The organism is Streptococcus marmotae (assembly GCF_001623565.1).
Taxonomy (GTDB): Bacteria; Bacillota; Bacilli; order Lactobacillales; family Streptococcaceae; genus Streptococcus; species Streptococcus marmotae.
Genome location: NZ_CP015196.1, coordinates 976,974 through 993,827 on the forward strand (window position 1 = coordinate 976,974; position 16,854 = coordinate 993,827).

The following is a 16,854-nucleotide window of genomic DNA, read 5'->3' on the forward strand; positions in this document are numbered from 1 at the left end:
AGGAACAGTAGCTCTGGTTTTAGAAAAAAATTTTAAAAAAGAGAGCAAAAACTTGACAAATCGCTTGTTATACTACATATAACAAGGCTTGACTTTCCAGCCAAGCCTCTCTAAAAAGCTACAAAAAGGAGAAAAATGATATGAAGCAAAGATAAAGTTGTGAAATCCTTGCTTGAGCTACCGTCATAACGCTAGCTGTTATTTTTGCAACAATAGAAAGCGCTTACTAGATTGTTCGCTCAGCTACATAGCCAGAAACAGCGAAAATGATTCACTTGTTACTTTTCTAGTTATAAGTTGGCAGCGGACACAAAGTCAAGAACGACCAAAACTTGTGATGCCAGTGGCTAAAGCGCCCAAAGCTACTATGCTAGTATCTAAAAAAGCCAATGAGCAGAACAGGGACTATTGCTCAAATAGCTACTGTAAGTGTGGTGACAATGACAACTGCAGAAGGTCAAATAGTCGCTTACTCACGTGTAGGAGGCGCTAAATCCTACCAAACATTGGTTTACAAGATTCGTACTTGGCGGCATGCTCACAGGGGCAAAAAGATGGAGAGATTAGAGAGGATGAAAAGCAGGAAGATACCTATCTTAGTAGCACTTCGGTTTGGTATCTGAATCTTATCAGCTCAAAACTCATGTAGTGGCATATTTCCTGAGCGACTATCTATAAAATCATCGGCAGATAGGACTGAGGAGATGGAATAATGTTTGGATAACACATGGAATATTTAGGAGAAAGAAAATGGAAGTAACAAAAGAAATCGAGAAAAAATTTGCCGTAGCTGTCGTAACACCATGGATTAAAGGAAAAATGGATGTAGATAATTATAATATTATGATTGACATCCCTAATACTATCATTTTTGGTTTAGTTCCAGCAGGTCGTCGGAAATATACAACGCCACTGGGAAACGTTTCAAATGTTTATACAAGTTCTTCTTATAAATTAGGAAAAATCTTTATTGGCCTACTATTAGGATTATTTGGCTTGAATATGCTGAGAGAAAGTTTCTTAGCTGCTTTAGTCGTTTTAGCAGTTGCAGCACTTGTGATTGCTTCAGGTATTTTGACTGTTTTCAGCTATGAGAATAGCGGTAATTCTGTAACTATTCCACTCCCATTTTTCGAAGCGCATCATGCTCAAGAATTTGAAGAAAAAGTTATCGCTAAAATTAATAAATACAATGATGATCGCAATGGATTGCTCAACGCTCAATTAAATGCTCAGTTGATTAATAATCAGCAAGCTCAATCTACTCAACAGCTTGTCGATGCTTTGAAAAATCAAAACAACCAAGAATAGATTTTCAACGACTCTTTACAACTAGTCGTTGTGCAACAGAGTTAATGAAAATCGTTTCTTTCATCAACAACCGATTCGGAAATGTAAGGTAGGCGACGGCTAAGAAGCGACTTTTCAATGCCTGAAATGCCATTTGCCACCTCCTATATCATTTGAACTATTCGCTATAAAAATCAAAATCTGATTTGGCAACGAAACGATAGGCAATCTGGAAATAAGAAAAGTAGTTGCTTTTTCAACAATTCAGCAAGGTAAGTTAACGACAGAAGAAGCTGATTCTTGATGAGTAGTAGCCCAAAATGCAGCCGAAAGGTTTACTATCTGTCTAATAAATATATAAAGGAGATTTGTTTTATGGATACAAATCAAGTTGGAAACCTTTTTGAACAAATAAAGGCATTTGTTCAAAAAAATAAGGTAGCAGCTATCTCAATCGTAGTAGCAGTCATTGCAGTAGGTGGCGGCTACAATTTTTACCAGTCTCAACCCAAAAGTGTTGCCACTGCTGTTAACGTGGAATTTAGTGGTTATGACGGCTATGGCCAATTGGAGTACGATTCGCAAGAGATTAATGTGGAGATTCAGAGAGTTGCGTATCGCAGCGTAGGATTCAATAAAAATCAAGTTGAAGATTTGATAAACCGAGATCCATTGATTCTAGCGGAAATTTCTGCAAGCTCATCGTTGAACAGCAAATATAAGAAGGCAAACGCCATTATTTCAAGTGTTTCATACAATTTTGATAAGACTTCTGAATTAAGCAACGGGGATACCGTAACCTTATCAATTAGTCCGAAATCTAGTAAATCTCCGATTAAGAAAGAGACTAAGAAATTTAAAGTGGAAGGACTTGAAAAAACAGAGACAATCTCGACAAAAGCTTTGCTAGAAGAATATCCAGTTACATTCATTGGCTTTAATAACTATGGAAAAATCAAATTACCAACGGATAAAGATGGAAACCAGCTTTTTACCATTTCTGATACGAAGGAAAATTATAAAAATGGAGAGACAGTCCGCTTAGATGTTGCCCAATCCTATATATCAGGTTTAGAAAAAGAAGGTAAGAAACTAGAATCAAGTGAGATTGAAGTTGAAGTAAAAGACTTGAAGGAGATTTCTGATATTTCCAACATTACAGAAGCTCTCACCAAAAATGACAGCTATGCCAAATCAAAGTATGAAAATTCAGACTATGCAACCTATACTTTGGAAAAGCAATCAGATCATATTTCCTATAATGTTGCTTCATACAGCGATGCAGCTTCTGGTCAAATTTACCTAGTCTCTATTTATAAGATTTCAAAACAAGGTAAATACGATAACAGTGTACAGTATGCTTACTATGGCTATCGCTATTACGTAAATACTGATAATAGTTTGGACTTGGAGACTTCTAACAAGGTATATGGATATGAAACACAAGACCTTGAAAAACTTCGAGCAGAGCTGGAGACAGAGGGTTATAAAGAATATAAAGCATCTAGTGATAAGTAAAGCAGCTTGTCTAATCTTGTGCTAGACTCGAGTCACAATACCAAATTACTGTGCTGAACAACTTCCTTTATGAAACAATAAGGGGAGTTGTTCTGTGTCAAAATGCAGTTCAATATTCGTAAAAGGAGGTAGCGTTTGGAGTTATACTCGTCAGGAATCAACATCTGACGTTGTTAACTCACCTTACTGGCTCACGCTTCTATCTGCGGTTTCGTTACCTAGTCAGGTAATTTTTGGCCCAGTCTCGTTGATTTATCTCGTATCTATCGGAGCCAGACTGGCTTTTAAAGCCACATAATAAACGAAAAACGCGACCAAACGTCGCGTTTACACTTTTTAAAATGGTAATTTTCCAGCGAAAGCGCCCAATTTTTTCTGGGTTGTTTCATCGATTTTGGTGAGGGCTTGATTGACGGCTTGGATGGTCATTTCTTGCAAAGTTTCCAGATCGTCGGCATCTACCACCTCAGGCTTAAAATCAATGGTTATCAGCTTCTTATCACCTGTAAAGGTCACAGAGACCAAGTCTTGGGCAGATGTGCCTGTAAATTCTGTTGCCGCAAGCTCAGCTTGGCTTTTCTCCATTTGTTTTTGTAATTTTTGCGCTTGCTTCATCATCTGTTGCATGTTCATCATAGCTTTTTCTTCCTTTCCTTGTTTGCCTATTTCTTATTATACCATGTCAGACAGGGAATTCAAAAAAGAAATGCAGTTTTGTTAGTGGGGCTCTACAATATAAATCCTTTATTTTGTTGAGGTTTTCAATAGAATGGCCCATGACAGACGCATGAAGAAAATTTTTCCAAATTATTTCTAAAATATGATTTTTATTCTGAAATATTGAAAAACCAGACCCGTAATTGCCGAAAGCGAAACTTTCATGTAGTATTAAAGGATGAAAAACTAGAGAATTTCTCGAAAATCCTTCGAATTTTTTTAAATAAGGTTATCAAAGTAGGCGTTTTGTTGTTTTCACAACTTTTTCAACGAATGATTTTCTTCATGCGTCTGTCGTGAGAATAGCCTATTTTATATTGACGAAAGCGTTTTTATAGGGTATAATAAAAGAAACTGGTTATAACCACCAAGGAGGAAAAGCAATGTTTCATCTACCAAAAGAAGAATTAGAAAGATTTGGGGCTAGTATTACTGTCGCTGAGATTTATCAGCAACCAGATTTGTGGAAGGAAGCCTATCAACTCTACCATGACAAATTAGAGATCATTACAGCCTTTTTAAAGGATATTAAGGCTAAACATGATTTTATTCAGGTTATTTTTACAGGTGCAGGGACCTCCGATTTTGTTGGACAAACGATTGCCAATTATTTGAATCAAGTCAATGATACCAAGCAGATTCGGTTTATTACTATTGGATCCGTTGAGATTGTGGCTCGTCCACATGATTATCTACAAGCAGATATTCCAACGATTCTTGTGTCCTTTGCACGTAGTGGAAATTCTCCAGAGAGTTTAGCAGCTGTCGAAATTGCCAAACAATTAGTGGATACCTTATATCAAGTGACCATCACCTGTGCACCAGAAGGCAAATTGGCACAAGCGGCTGAAGGAGATGCTGCAAATCTTCTCTTACTCCAGCCGGCATTATCAAATGACAAAGGTTTTGCTATGACTGGTAGTTATAGTTGTATGTCTCTGACCGCCTTACTCGTCTTCTCACCAGAAACAGTAGAAGTGAAAGCAAGTTGGGTGGATACCATTGTGGCTCTTGGTCAAGATGTATTAGACAGAGAAGACGATGTGCAAGACTTGGTTGAACTTGATTTTGAGCGTGTCATCTATCTAGGTTCTGGTGGTTTCTATGGTCTAGCTCATGAAGCGCAGTTAAAAATTTTGGAATTGACAGCTGGAAAGATTGCAACCATGTATGAATCTCCACTTGGATTCCGTCATGGGCCAAAATCGTTGATTAATGAGAAGACTGTTGTCATCCTCTTTGCATCAAATGATGCCTACACTAGGCAGTATGATGTGGACTTAGTCAATGAAGTATACGGTGATCAAATCGCAACGCGTATTGTGGTACTTTCTGCTGACAAACTTGCAGGTACGGATGCTCCAAACTTTGTTCTTGCAGAAGGCGGTGTTGACTTGCCTGATGTATTCTTGAGTTTCCCATATATTTTATTTGGTCAAACTTTTGCGACTATGACAGCCTTGAAATGTAAGAATCTCCCAGATACTCCATCACCAACAGGAACAGTGAACCGTGTGGTACAGGGAGTGACAATCCATCCGTTATCATAAAATAAAAGACACACTATTGTTATCTGGATTGCGTACAGCTTCTGTGGTCATCAATAGTGTTTTTCTATCGTAATCTTTATTATTTTTGCTCACTACATGTTATGACATAAGAAAGACAATTAGAGTTGCAGAATTCAATAGAAAAAGTAGGAAACAGAATGTGTTTACCTACTTTTTTTGGCTCTATAATATCTGTAGTGGGTACGCCCGCCACAGAGATTATGGAGCCTTTTTCAGTGTAGAAAAAAAGTTCCATATGACCTATAATGAAAAGCGACAAAACTATCATTTAGAAAGACTCATATGGAACAACTAAATCTTATCACAAATTTTCTCAAAATGAAAGACAAAAATATCACTATCACTAATGAATGCGACATGGGAACACACTTAGAACTCCACGGTCACTTGGATTACACAGCCCCTAAATGCCCTTCCTGCAAGGGACAAATGGCTAAGTACGACTTCCAGAAAGCCTCTAAAATCCCCTACTTAGAAACTGCTGGCTACCCGCTACTTATCCGCCTTCGAAAGCGTCGTTTCAAGTGCAAAGACTGTGGGAAAATAGCGGTCGCTGAAACTCCTATTGTTAAGAAGAACCATCAAATCTCTGTCGCTGTCAACCAGAAAATCGCACAATTACTCATCGAAAAGCAAGCAATGACACATATCGCACACAGACTCTCCATTTCTACATCTACAGTTATTCGAAAACTCAATGAGTTTAAATTTGAAACGGATTGGGATAAGCTTCCAGAAGTCATGTCCTGGGATGAGTATGCCTTCAAGAAAGGGAAAATGAGCTTTATCGCTCAAGATTTTGACACAAATAACATCATCGCTATCCTTGATGGAAGAACGCAAGCAACCATCCGAAATCACTTTCTGAGATACCCTAGAAAGGTCAGAAACCGCGTTAAAATCATCACTATGGACATGTTTAGCCCTTACTATCAACTAGCCAAACAACTTTTTCCTCATGCTAAAATCGTGCTGGATCGCTTCCACGTTGTGCAACATCTCAGCCGTGCTATGAACCGTGTCCGTACCCAAATCATGAATGCTTTTGACCGCAAATCGCATGAATACAAGACGCTCAAACGCTACTGGAAACTGGTACAACAAGATAGCCGTAAACTCAGTGACAAGCGGTTTTATCGCCCTACTTTTCGCATGCATTTGACCAATAAGGAAATCTTAGACAAGCTCCTATCCTACTCAGATGAGTTACGACAACATTATGAACTCTATCAACTTCTTTTATTCCATTTCCAAGAGAAAAACTCAGATCATTTCTTTGACCTAATTGAGCAAGAAATAGCCACTGTTAACCCTATTTTCCAGACGGTATTTAAGACGTTTCTAAAGGATAAGGACAAGGTTTTAAACGCCTTGGAATTGCCTTATTCCAACGCTAAATTGGAAGCTACCAATAATCTTATCAAAGTCATCAAGCGTAATGCCTTTGGATTTCGGAACTTTGAAAACTTCAAAAAGCGGATTTTGATTGCCATCAATATCAAAAAAGAGAAGACCAACTTGGTCCTCTCTAGATGTTAGCTGACATCTACCCACTACAGTTGACAAAGAGCCCTTTTTTTATCTAGTTGTTTTGGAAAACAATCATCTTTTTTAGCTAGTAGATGCGGTTTTATTCATGCGGTAGAGTCAAAGTTGACTGTTCTAAGTCGACGGCTATTTGCCAGTCGCTGTTGTCACGAATGGTGCACTCAAAGTCTGTTGTGTATAGCACCAGTCGTAGTGTGCTATCTTTGCTGAATTTGTAAATGGTTGGCTGCAATTCCCATTCAATGTCCATCCATTCGTCAGCAGGTACTGCTTCGATGGTCAAGAGATCCGTACGGTTTTGTAAGTTTAGGTAGCCCTTGCTGACCACACGGTAGAGGCTTTCTACAAATGGAAGTTCCATTAGATTTTCAGCAGCATAGAAGCGACCATTATCAAGGCTAGCACGGACTTTCATACTAGGGATAGGTGCGAATCGCTTGTTGGCTCCAAAGTCTAGCAATTGAGCAGAAAGAAGTCCTTTTGCTACGCTTGATTTGACGCGGAGATGAAGGCATGCTCGACCATTTAGCTGTAGCTCTTCTGTGATAGGGATGTCAATTGTAATTTGCTGGGCCTTATCGTCAAAGAGGTCTTGTAGGAAGCTCGGATAGGCCTTGCCGTATTTGGTAAATTGCTCCTCAGGATATTGGTTGGAAATGGTGTTCATTCCTTTTCCAAGAGGGAATAATTCTTCCTTTTGTCCCCCAAATTGCTCTAGTTCTACCCAACTTTGCTCTGCACTGTTATCTTGCCAAATGACCTTAGGAAGCTGATAGTGATTCTCTTGGTCGAGCAATCTTTTTGTGAGCAGAGCATTCATCGACTCTCTAAAATCAATAGACTGCCAATTGTTCATGTAGACATGTGCCCCATTGTGGAAAAAGAGGTGTTTGGCCACATGGTCTGGCAGAGCATGGAACATATTCCACACATGAATAGGTTTCACATTCCAATCTTGTGAGCCGTGGGTAAAGACGACCTCGCATTGGACCTTATCTGCATGGAGGAGATAATTTCGGTCATGCCAATATTGATTATAGTCGCCTGATGTGCGATCAAGTGCCTGTATTTCAGCTTCAAATGCAGTTTGGTATTGGGATTTGCTACGTAAGAAATCACCTGCTTGTAGGCTCCGAGAATAGGTGAGAGCTGTTAAACTATCCAAGTCTTCACCAGGATACCCTCCAGGACTTGTCACCAATCCGTTTTCACGATAATAGTCATACCAGGAAGAAATCCCAGCTTCAGCAATGATGACCTCGAGACCTTCTACACCTGTTGTCGCAAGGGCATTTGACAGGGTACCCAAATAAGATAAGCCAGTCGTTGCCACCTTTCCATTTGCCCAGTCAGCCTTCACAATTTGTGAGCGAGTGTGATCTGTATAGGCTCTTGCACGACCATTTAACCAATCAATGACAGCCTTAAAGCTATAAACTTGCTGGTAATCACCGGATGTCATCATACCTGTTGAACCGAGAGTTCCAACACCTGATACATGGATACTCGCAAAGCCACGAGCTAAGAAATAGTCATTGAGTGAGTAAGAGCTGATATGGCCGACCTTCTCAGTTGCAGTGCTAGTAGGAAGCGGGCGCTCATCAGCAGGGAGAGTTTCGATATCGGTTGGCGTAACTGTAATGGTGTGGGGCGCTTTGGTAGCTAATTGGCCTTCCATGTTGTGAAGAGCCTTGTCGCTGGCTTGGTCGTTGACTCCTTGATGATAGGGACTATTGGTGATGACAGCAGGAACTTTTCCTGAAAAAGCAGGGCGTAAAATAGATACCTTGACAATATCTGTCTGTCCGGATTTGGTCGTATCAACGGGTGTTTCAACATACACGACTTCACGGATAATCTGATTTGTTGCAAAAGTTGCTAAGGATTTTCCGTTGAAAAAATGGTAGGTTTGATCCTCTGGGATTAGACCGTCGCTGATTAGTTGATCAATGAGGGTATTGCCAGACTTGGTGCGTGTTGCGAGTAATTGGTAGAGATTTTCAATCAGATTGCCGTAGGTAATCGGAAATTGCGTTCTTGACACAAAGTCCATGACGTCTAGATAGTCGACTCCAGGGACAAAGCCCAATAACTGGAAAGCCACCTGATAAAAAATCTGAGGATCTAATTCGCTCTCTGATTGAAAGAAGGTCAAGAGGTCCGTCTCCCAGTCAGCGATGTGATTGGACAAGGTGATATCCGTATTGGTCGTCAAAAAGAAAACCTTACGGACAAAGTGTTCCAAATTTTCCTTGTTGCTCACTTCAGGTTGGAAGGCAAATCCTAGGCTTTCTAACTCTGCTAGCATGTCTTTTTGGGATGTTTGGATATAAGAAAATTGATTAAAACGCATACATTCTCCTAAATGTTAAAATAGTCTTTACATTACCTATTATAGCTGATACAATAGTGTTTGTCTAAAACTTAATGGAGGAAACGAAAAAAATGGACGTAGCGGTACATGTAAAGTACATTACAGAATTTCTTGCGACAGCGCTCATGATTATTATAGGGAACGGGACTGTAGCAAATGTTGATTTAAAGGGCACAAAAGGAAACAACTCAGGTTGGATCTTGATTGCTATTGGTTATGGGTTAGCGGTCATGATGCCGGCCTTGATGTTTGGGAACGTTTCTGGTAACCACATCAACCCAGCCTTTACAATTGGTTTAGCCGTATCAGGTTATTTTGATTGGGCCTTGGTTCCAGGTTATATTGCAGCACAGTTTCTTGGTGCGATGGCAGGTCAAGCAGTGGTTGTTGGCGTTTACCGCCCTTACTTCTTGAAGACTGAAAATTCAAATCATGTCTTGGGATCATTCTCAACGATTTCAGCATTAGATGACGGCACGACAGCTAGCCGTAAAGCATCATGGGTCAACGGATTCTTGAATGAGTTCTTCGGGTCATTTGTCTTGTTTTTTGGTGCGATGTCGATTACAAAGCACTACTTTGGTGCAGAACTTCTTGGCTTCTTAGCAGAACAAGGTGCAGATTTATCAGATGCAGCAGCAAAAATGCAAATCACACATTACTTGAACCCAGGATTGAACGTAGCTCATATGGGACTAGGTTTCTTGGTAATGGCGCTTGTAGCAGCAGTCGGTGGCCCAACTGGACCAGCGCTTAACCCAGCTCGTGACTTGGGTCCACGTATCTTGCACCAATTATTGCCACAAGCTGTTCTTGGTCAAGCAAAAGCAGATTCAAAATGGTGGTATGCCTGGGTACCCGTTGTTGCACCAATCGCAGCAGGTATCAGCGCTATTGCACTTTATAAACTAATCTACGGATAAAACAAATGAGGTCTTTAGGACCTCTTTTTGTATGCAAAACAATGGAAAATTTGCCTAGATTTACAGTCAATTATTTGTAAAATTTATCGTTTTCCTTTACAATAGAGAAGTATCGAAGTAAGGGAAATGGGGAATGATGAAAGAGAAAAATATGATTCCTGCGATTCGAATTAACAATCGTAGGATAAATCAAGCATTTTTAGAAGGCCATCTAGGTTTTAAGACCCATCTGGAAGATGGCGCCTTTGTTGAACTAGGTGCGACTGCAAGTGCAGTAACCAAGTTGGTCTTGATTGAGTCGCCAAGTATGCGGACAAGGGCTGTTGTGGGCTTGAAAAAGCTCCATAAAGTCGTAATTCAGGTAGTAAATCCGTTAGAAATTGAAGCCTTGCTAGCACGTGGTAGTCGCTTTACCAAACTCTATAAAGGGGCTAATGGCTATGCCTTTGAAAGTATATCGCCAGAAAATGACACTTTTTTGCTTCATGCAGAAGAAGATGTAACAAAACTTGTGGAGATCTTGCCACCAGTAGCCTTTCGCTCCATGGAGGATTTTGAGAAGTTAACAGATTTCTCTGTTGAAAAAATTATTCTCAATACTCCTCAGCCTGAGGTCAGTCGTGCTTTCTATCAAAATATCTTACCAGGACAGGAAGTAGTAGCCTTTCGTGAAGCTGTTGGACAGGACTTATTGGCGGAAGCAGGAAAAACATGGGATATCGATAGTTTGCGGATTCCAGTTGCTGCTGATATGGATTGGTCAAGGTTGGAGGAGAAACTGCAAGTTCCTTTCTTTAAAGACAAGAAAGAGCGCTTTTTACAGACCAGCGATGGAAGCAATATTGAACTGTGGTTTGAAAAATGAAGGCTATCTTAGAAAAAATTGAGCAGCAGATGGCTGAGCGTTTATATCGTGGTGCTAGTTTAGCCCTCTATCACCACGATAGCTGGCACGATTACTATATCGGCCATAGCGAAGAAAATGTCGTGACTCAAGCAGGATTGATCTATGATTTGGCATCTGTTTCCAAGGTTGTCGGAGTAGGCACAGTCCTGATTTTTTTGCTAGAAGAAGGAATTATTGCGCTGGATAAGCCATTAAAAACCTACTATCCACCATTTCATGATGCCAGTATTACCCTTCGCCAACTGGTCACTCATACGACAGGGATTGATCCCTATATTGCCAATCGAGATAGTTTAAGTTTTGAAGAGCTGAAAGCGGCAATTGACCAGATTCAGGTGACGGCTGATAAGGATTTTCACTATACTGACATCAACCTAATTTTGCTTGGCTTTATGTTGGAAGAATTACTGGGGCAGCCCCTTGATAGAATCTTACAGGAGCGTGTTTTTACACCATGGAGCATGGCAGAAACACAATTTGGACCAGTTCAGTCGGCTGTGCCAACGGTCAAGGGAGAGCAGGCAGGTTTGGTACATGATCCCAAAGCTAGGTTGCTAGGGCTTCATTGTGGCTCAGCAGGTCTCTTTTCGACATTGGCAGACTTGAAAAGCTTTCTCAACCATTATTTGAAAGGGAAATTTGCGAGGAATTTGGCTCAGAATATCAGTTTCTCAAAACCCCGTTCAATCGTTTGGAATCTTGAAAATGGCGGTTGGCTAGACCATACAGGTTATACAGGTCCTTTTATCATGGTCAATCCTGAAAAGCAATTGGCAGCCATTTTTCTCACCAATCGCACCTATGATGAAGATAATCGTCCCTTGTGGATTGAGAAGCGAAAAGAGCTGTATCAAGTGATTGTCGAGACCTTGGAGCAAAGTCTCTAGCATAGGATTGACCCCGGTAGCATGAAATAGAAAGAAGAGCAAGAGGGAATTTACAAGCACTCTTGCTCTTTTATATAGATATCACTTACAATGTGAAACACAAAAAGCAGTCCTGAGCAATCAGGGCTGCTTTTTTATATTAGTTACCTGAAATTTCGCGAGCAGCATCGTCCATTGAAAGAACTTCGTGGAAGACACGTTGTGTCAATTCAGTTTTTTGTTCCTTAGTGAGGTACTTGGTGTTTACACAGTAACCAGAGATACGTACGATAACGTCTTCACCGTTCATAATCTTGTCATAAACATCTTGAAGGTCCATAACGTTCAAGTTAACGTGTTGTCCACCATTTTCAAAGTAACCATCAAGGATTGTTACCAAGTTGTTGACTTGCTCATCGAATGTCTTACCGAGTGCTTTTGGTGATACTTGAGTTGTCAATGAAATTCCGTCATTTGCATGTTTGAAGTTCAATTTAGACAATGAGTTCAAGTTTTGTAACCAACCACCGCGAGATTTAGATGTTGGGTTTGCACCTGGTGGGAAGAATTCCACTTTAGAAGTGTTAACAGAACCATCTTCATTGAGGAATACTCCACGGTGAACAGGTGAGTTAGCGGTTTGTTTAGAGTAAGCAACGTTAGAAGTGATAGTCAAGATAGAAACAGTTGCTTCTGCGTTCTTGTACAATTTATGTTTGTTCAAGCGTGAGAAGAATGCTTCCATGAGCCATTTTGCAATGTCATCTACACGGTCATCATCTTCACCGTAACGTGGGAAGTCACCAGTTACTTCGTAGTCGTAGATGAAGCCATCTTCGTCACGGATTGGTTTTACTTGTGCGTATTTAATCGCAGAAAGTGAGTCAACTGTATTGGCAAATCCACAGATACCGAATCCCATGTTTGCACGAAGGAAGGTTGGCAAGAATGCCATTTGTACTGCTTCGTAGTTGTACTTGTCTGTCATGTAGTGGATGATGTTCATCGCATCTACATAGGTATCAGTCAACCAGTCAAGTGCTTTTTCAAAGTTTTTGATAACTTCGTCGTATTCGAAGACTTCAGAATTGTTTGGCTCTACACAGTCAAATACTTTGTAGTCTTTGTGTACATCGTCATAACCGTTGTTCCAGCTTGAAAGAAGGGCTTTAAGAACGTTTACGCGAGCTCCGAAGTATTGGATATTGTGGCGTTTGTCTTCGCTTTCTGGATCAAGTGGTGATACACAGCATGAGATACAGCTCATTTCGCCGTATCCGTCTTTGGCCATTGTTGTTACACCTTCGTATTGGATAGAAGAGTGTTTGTGGCTCATTGACATACAGTAGCGACGGAATGAATATGGAAGTTGGTCAGACCAAAGAACAGTCAAGTTTGGTTCTGGAGAGTTACCGATGTTGTCAAGCGTGTTCAAGAAACGGTAGTCCATTTTTGTAACACGGTGACGGCCGTCGTTACCCATACCTGCCATAGAAGTTGTAAGGAAAGTTGGGTCTCCTGAGTAGATTTCGTCAAATGCTTTTGTACGTGCAAATTTAACAGTACGGAGTTTCAATACGAAATCATCTACGAATTCTTGGATTTCTGATTCAGTAAAGGTACCGCGAGCCAAGTCACGTTCTGCATAGATGTCAAGTACGATTGGCACACGTCCAAGTGAGGTTGCAGCACCGTTAATCACACGACATACTGCCATGAAGGCGATGTTTACCCATTGGATAGCTTCTTTTGTATTCAAAGCAGGACGGCGTACATCTACACCATAGTGGTCACCCAAGCGAACAACTTGTTGCAATGCTTGGTATTGCATGTTGATTTCTTCACGAAGACGGATTGATTCTTCGTCGATTTCATTGATAGAGTTCCAGTCTGCAACTTTTTCTTCCATCAAGTAGTCAGCTCCATAAAGGGCAAGACGAGCGTACATACCGATGATACGTCCACGTGAGTAAGCATCTGGAAGACCAGAAACGTGGTGAGAGTGGCGCGCACGGCGAATGTCAGCAGTGTAAGCACGGAAGATACCATCGTTTACAGTTGTGGCATGTTTTGTGTAAATTTCATGAAGAAGTGGGTCAGGAGTATAGCCGTTTTCAATCAATGTTGTTTCAGCCATACGGATACCACCACGAGGCATGAAGTTCAATTTGAACAACTCATCGTTTTGGATACCGAAGATTACTTCATTATCTTTATCGATGAAACCAGCTGGGATATCGGCGATAGAAGTCGCACGGTCAATATCCATTGGGAAACGAGTGTCTTCGTATCCTGCTTTTGTTTCTTCGATGATTTTCTTGATGTGGAGAGAGCGTTCCGTTGGACCTGCAAGGAAACTTTCGTCTCCATCGTATGGAGTGTAGTTAGCTTGAACGAAGCGAGTTACACTAGCTTTATCTTGCCAGTCAGTACCTTTGAAACCTTCCCAAGCTTGGGCAAAAATGTCTTCAGTTACATTTTTTGTTTTAACTTTTGTTGACATGAGGGTTCTCCTTTTAAATTTAGGCGCCATGCGTCTTTATGCCTATTATTATACCACTTGAGACCACTTTCTACAAGGCTAAAATACTTGAAAATAAATGAAAAGAATTGCAATAGTCTTACATTTTTTCACACCTATTTTCATTTAGTGTATAGCGAATTTTAGCGGAAATAAAAAAGATGCGGTATACTAGAGAAAAGGTGGTAGACGGTATGCTTATTTTTCCTTTAATCAATGATACTTCTCGAAAAATTATCCACATTGATATGGATGCTTTTTTTGCTGCCATTGAAGTACGAGACAATCCTAGCTTGAAAGGAAAGCCAGTGATCATCGGCCATGATCCTCGTTTGTCTGGAGGTCGTGGAGTTGTTTCAACCTGCAATTATGAAGCCAGAAAGTTTGGCGTCCATTCGGCTATGAGTAGTAAAGAAGCCTATGAGCGTTGTCCACAGGCGATCTTTATTGCGGGAAATTATGAAAAGTACCAAGCAGTAGGACAGCAAGTGCGGGAGATTTTTCATCGTTACACAGACTTAGTAGAGCCGATGAGTATTGATGAAGCCTATTTGGATGTGACAGAAAACAAAAAAGGTATTAAATCTGCGGTAAAAATTGCAAAGCTCATCCAGCATGATATCTGGAATGAACTACGCTTAACTGCTTCAGCAGGTGTATCTTATAATAAATTTCTAGCTAAAATCGCTTCAGATATGGAAAAACCGCATGGCTTGACCCTTATTTTGCCAGATGAGGCAGTCGCTATTCTATCCTCCTTACCTGTCGAGAAATTTCATGGGGTGGGTAAGAAAACAGTCGCAAAGTTACATGAGATGGGAGTTTATACAGGTAAGGATCTTCTTGACATTTCAGAGATGACCTTGATTGATACCTTTGGTCGTTTTGGCTATGATTTATACCGCAAGGCGAGAGGGATTTCCAATTCTCCTGTCAAGGTTAATCGTGTTCGCAAGTCAATCGGCAAGGAACGAACTTACCGTAAGCTCTTGTATGTGGAAGCCGATGCTAAAAAGGAGTTAGCAAGTCTAGCTAATCGAGTAGCGGATAGCTTGCAACGCCAGCGGAAAAAAGGAAGGACCATTGTCTTGAAAATCCGTTATGGAGACTTTACAACCCTCACCAAGCGAGTGAGTATGGCTGAAGCAACTGATCAAGCCGAAGTCATCCATCAGCAAGTGGAAAAAATACTGGAGCATATCGCTGATTGGAGTAAGGGGATTCGTCTGCTAGGAGTGACAGTTACGAATTTTCATGAGCAGGTGGAAGACTAGAGAAGCAATTCTTTCTTCCTATTTATATCTATTTTAAATCAGTATAATGATATATACAAACAATGTCAAAGGTGGTACAATAAAAGAAAATGCCTAAGGAGGCTGTTGTGTCATGATTCATTTAGTTTGTCCGAATCCTGCTTTAGATCGAACGCTGTTAGTGGAGCGAATTGAGAAAAATATTCCGCTTCGTCCGAGTGAAGTAAGGGAATACCCTGGTGGAAAAAGTTTCAATGTTGCGTATGCTCTCAAGGAAAATGGGGAATCAGCGTATGTGATTCATACCATTTTGGGAGGCCGAATCGGTCAGTATATTCAAGACTTGAACGCAGATAAGGGCAATGCCTTACAGGTTGTAGAAAATTCGCAAAATACCCGTACCTGTAACATTTATATGGAAACAGAGACAGGCGATGTGACCCTATTTTATGAGAAGGGCTTGGATTTGACAGAAGACCTGCTAGCCCAATTTACCAAGCAATTAGAAGATTGTCTTTCAGAGGGAGATTGGTTGGTCTTTTCAGGCAGTTTAATGAAGGGCATGCCAGATGATTATATCAAGCAATTGATTGACCGCCACCCAGGAGTTCATACGATTGTGGATACCAGCGGAGCAGCTTTGCGAGCAGCCTATCAATCAAAACCTAGTTTGGTCAAGATTAACAATGAGGAACTCAAGGATATTTACCCAGAATTGGATGAGAAAGATCCAGAGCAGATTTTAGCGATTTTAAAAGAAAAAACACCGCATGAAAATATGATTGTCACCATGGGGGCTAAGGGAAGTTTAGCCAAGATAGGGGATCGTTTTTTCCGAGTAGCTCCTCTGCGGGTTGAGGCATTGAATCCGATTGCGTCTGGCGATTTCTACTTGGGAGTCTTGGTCAAGGGCTTGAGCCGCAAAGAAGCCCCTGAGCGCTATCTTAGTGAGGCAGCGGCTTTTTCAGCAGCCAACTGCTTGCAGTATTTCCCAGAGGTGGACAAAGAGCAGTACAAGGCATTACTCGAAAAAGTAACGGTTGAGGAATTGTAGAATAGGAAGAGTCGTATGGGATGAAGGACCAGAGTTCTTTTTCTACAGCTTCTGGCACAGATACCTTACATTACGTGGTTCTTCAGGTGACGCTAAAAGAGAAATTTTTGGGAACAGGTTCTGGGAATTTAACGGAATTAGAAGACGTCATCAATCGGCAAGTTCAAAAAGGCTACAGGCTTCATACGATTACAACAGCTAATGGTGGAAGCAAAGGCTTGGGTGGGGGAGATCGTATCCAGGCTACCATGGTCTTTGAAAAGATTGTCTAAACCAGATAAATAAAAAGTAGCCGGATTTAAGACCGGCTAT

The 16,854-nt window shown here is 40.8% G+C and carries 14 protein-coding genes; 10 read left to right on the forward strand and 4 right to left on the reverse strand.

All coding sequences use genetic code 11. The features are described from left to right. Positions 1 to 750: 750 nt before the first annotated feature. Positions 751 to 1,311 (forward strand): DUF2892 domain-containing protein, encoded by a 561-nt coding sequence (locus tag A4H00_RS05135; RefSeq protein WP_206281837.1) that lies wholly within the window; start codon positions 751 to 753, stop codon positions 1,309 to 1,311. Between the two features lie 4 nt (positions 1,312 to 1,315). Here A4H00_RS05135 and A4H00_RS12285 read toward each other — a convergent pair whose 3' ends face one another. Next, positions 1,316 to 1,444 (reverse strand): hypothetical protein, encoded by a 129-nt coding sequence (locus A4H00_RS12285; RefSeq protein WP_257721993.1) that lies wholly within the window; start codon positions 1,442 to 1,444, stop codon positions 1,316 to 1,318. A gap of 221 nt (positions 1,445 to 1,665) precedes the next feature. Here A4H00_RS12285 and A4H00_RS05140 point away from each other — a divergent pair, with 221 nt between their 5' ends. Beyond that, on the forward strand, positions 1,666 to 2,808 hold the full coding sequence (locus tag A4H00_RS05140; RefSeq protein ID WP_067087895.1) for a YfgM family protein: 1,143 nt from the start codon (positions 1,666 to 1,668) through the stop codon (positions 2,806 to 2,808). 336 nt (positions 2,809 to 3,144) lie between these two features. On the opposite strand, the gene A4H00_RS05145 is transcribed toward A4H00_RS05140, so the two are convergent. After that, entirely contained in the window at positions 3,145 to 3,444 is a 300-nt protein-coding gene (locus A4H00_RS05145) for a YbaB/EbfC family nucleoid-associated protein (protein ID WP_067087896.1), read from the reverse strand. A gap of 464 nt (positions 3,445 to 3,908) precedes the next feature. Here A4H00_RS05145 and A4H00_RS05150 point away from each other — a divergent pair, with 464 nt between their 5' ends. Next, on the forward strand, positions 3,909 to 5,075 hold the full coding sequence (locus A4H00_RS05150; protein WP_067087898.1) for an SIS domain-containing protein: 1,167 nt from the start codon (positions 3,909 to 3,911) through the stop codon (positions 5,073 to 5,075). 303 nt (positions 5,076 to 5,378) lie between these two features. Next, on the forward strand, positions 5,379 to 6,635 hold the full coding sequence (locus tag A4H00_RS05155; protein WP_067085967.1) for an ISL3 family transposase: 1,257 nt from the start codon (positions 5,379 to 5,381) through the stop codon (positions 6,633 to 6,635). A 91-nt stretch (positions 6,636 to 6,726) separates the two neighbouring features. Here the strand turns inward: A4H00_RS05155 and A4H00_RS05160 are convergent, their stop codons facing one another. Beyond that, a complete protein-coding gene (locus A4H00_RS05160; protein ID WP_067087900.1) occupies positions 6,727 to 8,997 on the reverse strand; it encodes a Xaa-Pro dipeptidyl-peptidase in 2,271 nt (756 codons plus the stop codon). A gap of 92 nt (positions 8,998 to 9,089) precedes the next feature. On the opposite strand from A4H00_RS05160, the gene gla reads away from it, so the two are divergent. The 3 genes from gla to A4H00_RS05175 all read left to right on the forward strand — a co-directional run bounded on the left by gla (position 9,090) and on the right by A4H00_RS05175 (position 11,735). Further along, positions 9,090 to 9,941 carry an aquaglyceroporin Gla gene (gla, locus tag A4H00_RS05165; RefSeq protein ID WP_067087902.1) on the forward strand — a complete coding sequence of 284 codons (852 nt, stop codon included), beginning with the start codon at positions 9,090 to 9,092 and terminating at the stop codon, positions 9,939 to 9,941. 133 nt (positions 9,942 to 10,074) lie between these two features. After that, positions 10,075 to 10,806: a CppA N-terminal domain-containing protein gene (locus tag A4H00_RS05170; RefSeq protein WP_237334217.1), complete on the forward strand. Its 732-nt coding sequence runs from the start codon at positions 10,075 to 10,077 to the stop codon at positions 10,804 to 10,806. Continuing rightward, positions 10,803 to 11,735 carry a serine hydrolase domain-containing protein gene (locus A4H00_RS05175; RefSeq protein WP_067087904.1) on the forward strand — a complete coding sequence of 311 codons (933 nt, stop codon included), beginning with the start codon at positions 10,803 to 10,805 and terminating at the stop codon, positions 11,733 to 11,735. Before A4H00_RS05170 ends, A4H00_RS05175 begins: the two co-directional genes overlap by 4 nt. Positions 11,736 to 11,874: 139 nt before the next feature. Here the strand turns inward: A4H00_RS05175 and pflB are convergent, their stop codons facing one another. After that, entirely contained in the window at positions 11,875 to 14,217 is a 2,343-nt protein-coding gene (gene pflB / locus A4H00_RS05180) for a formate C-acetyltransferase (protein ID WP_067087906.1), read from the reverse strand. A 212-nt stretch (positions 14,218 to 14,429) separates the two neighbouring features. Between pflB and dinB the strand changes: the two genes are divergently transcribed. From dinB to A4H00_RS05195, 3 genes are all read left to right on the forward strand, one after another. Then, a complete protein-coding gene (gene dinB / locus A4H00_RS05185) occupies positions 14,430 to 15,509 on the forward strand; it encodes a DNA polymerase IV (RefSeq protein ID WP_067091490.1) in 1,080 nt (359 codons plus the stop codon). Between the two features lie 112 nt (positions 15,510 to 15,621). Beyond that, positions 15,622 to 16,542: a 1-phosphofructokinase family hexose kinase gene (locus tag A4H00_RS05190; RefSeq protein WP_067087908.1), complete on the forward strand. Its 921-nt coding sequence runs from the start codon at positions 15,622 to 15,624 to the stop codon at positions 16,540 to 16,542. Positions 16,543 to 16,562: 20 nt separating this feature from the next. After that, positions 16,563 to 16,814, forward strand: coding sequence for a DUF4177 domain-containing protein (locus A4H00_RS05195; RefSeq protein WP_067087910.1), 252 nt, complete (start codon positions 16,563 to 16,565; stop codon positions 16,812 to 16,814). The last annotated feature ends 40 nt before the right edge of the window (positions 16,815 to 16,854 follow it).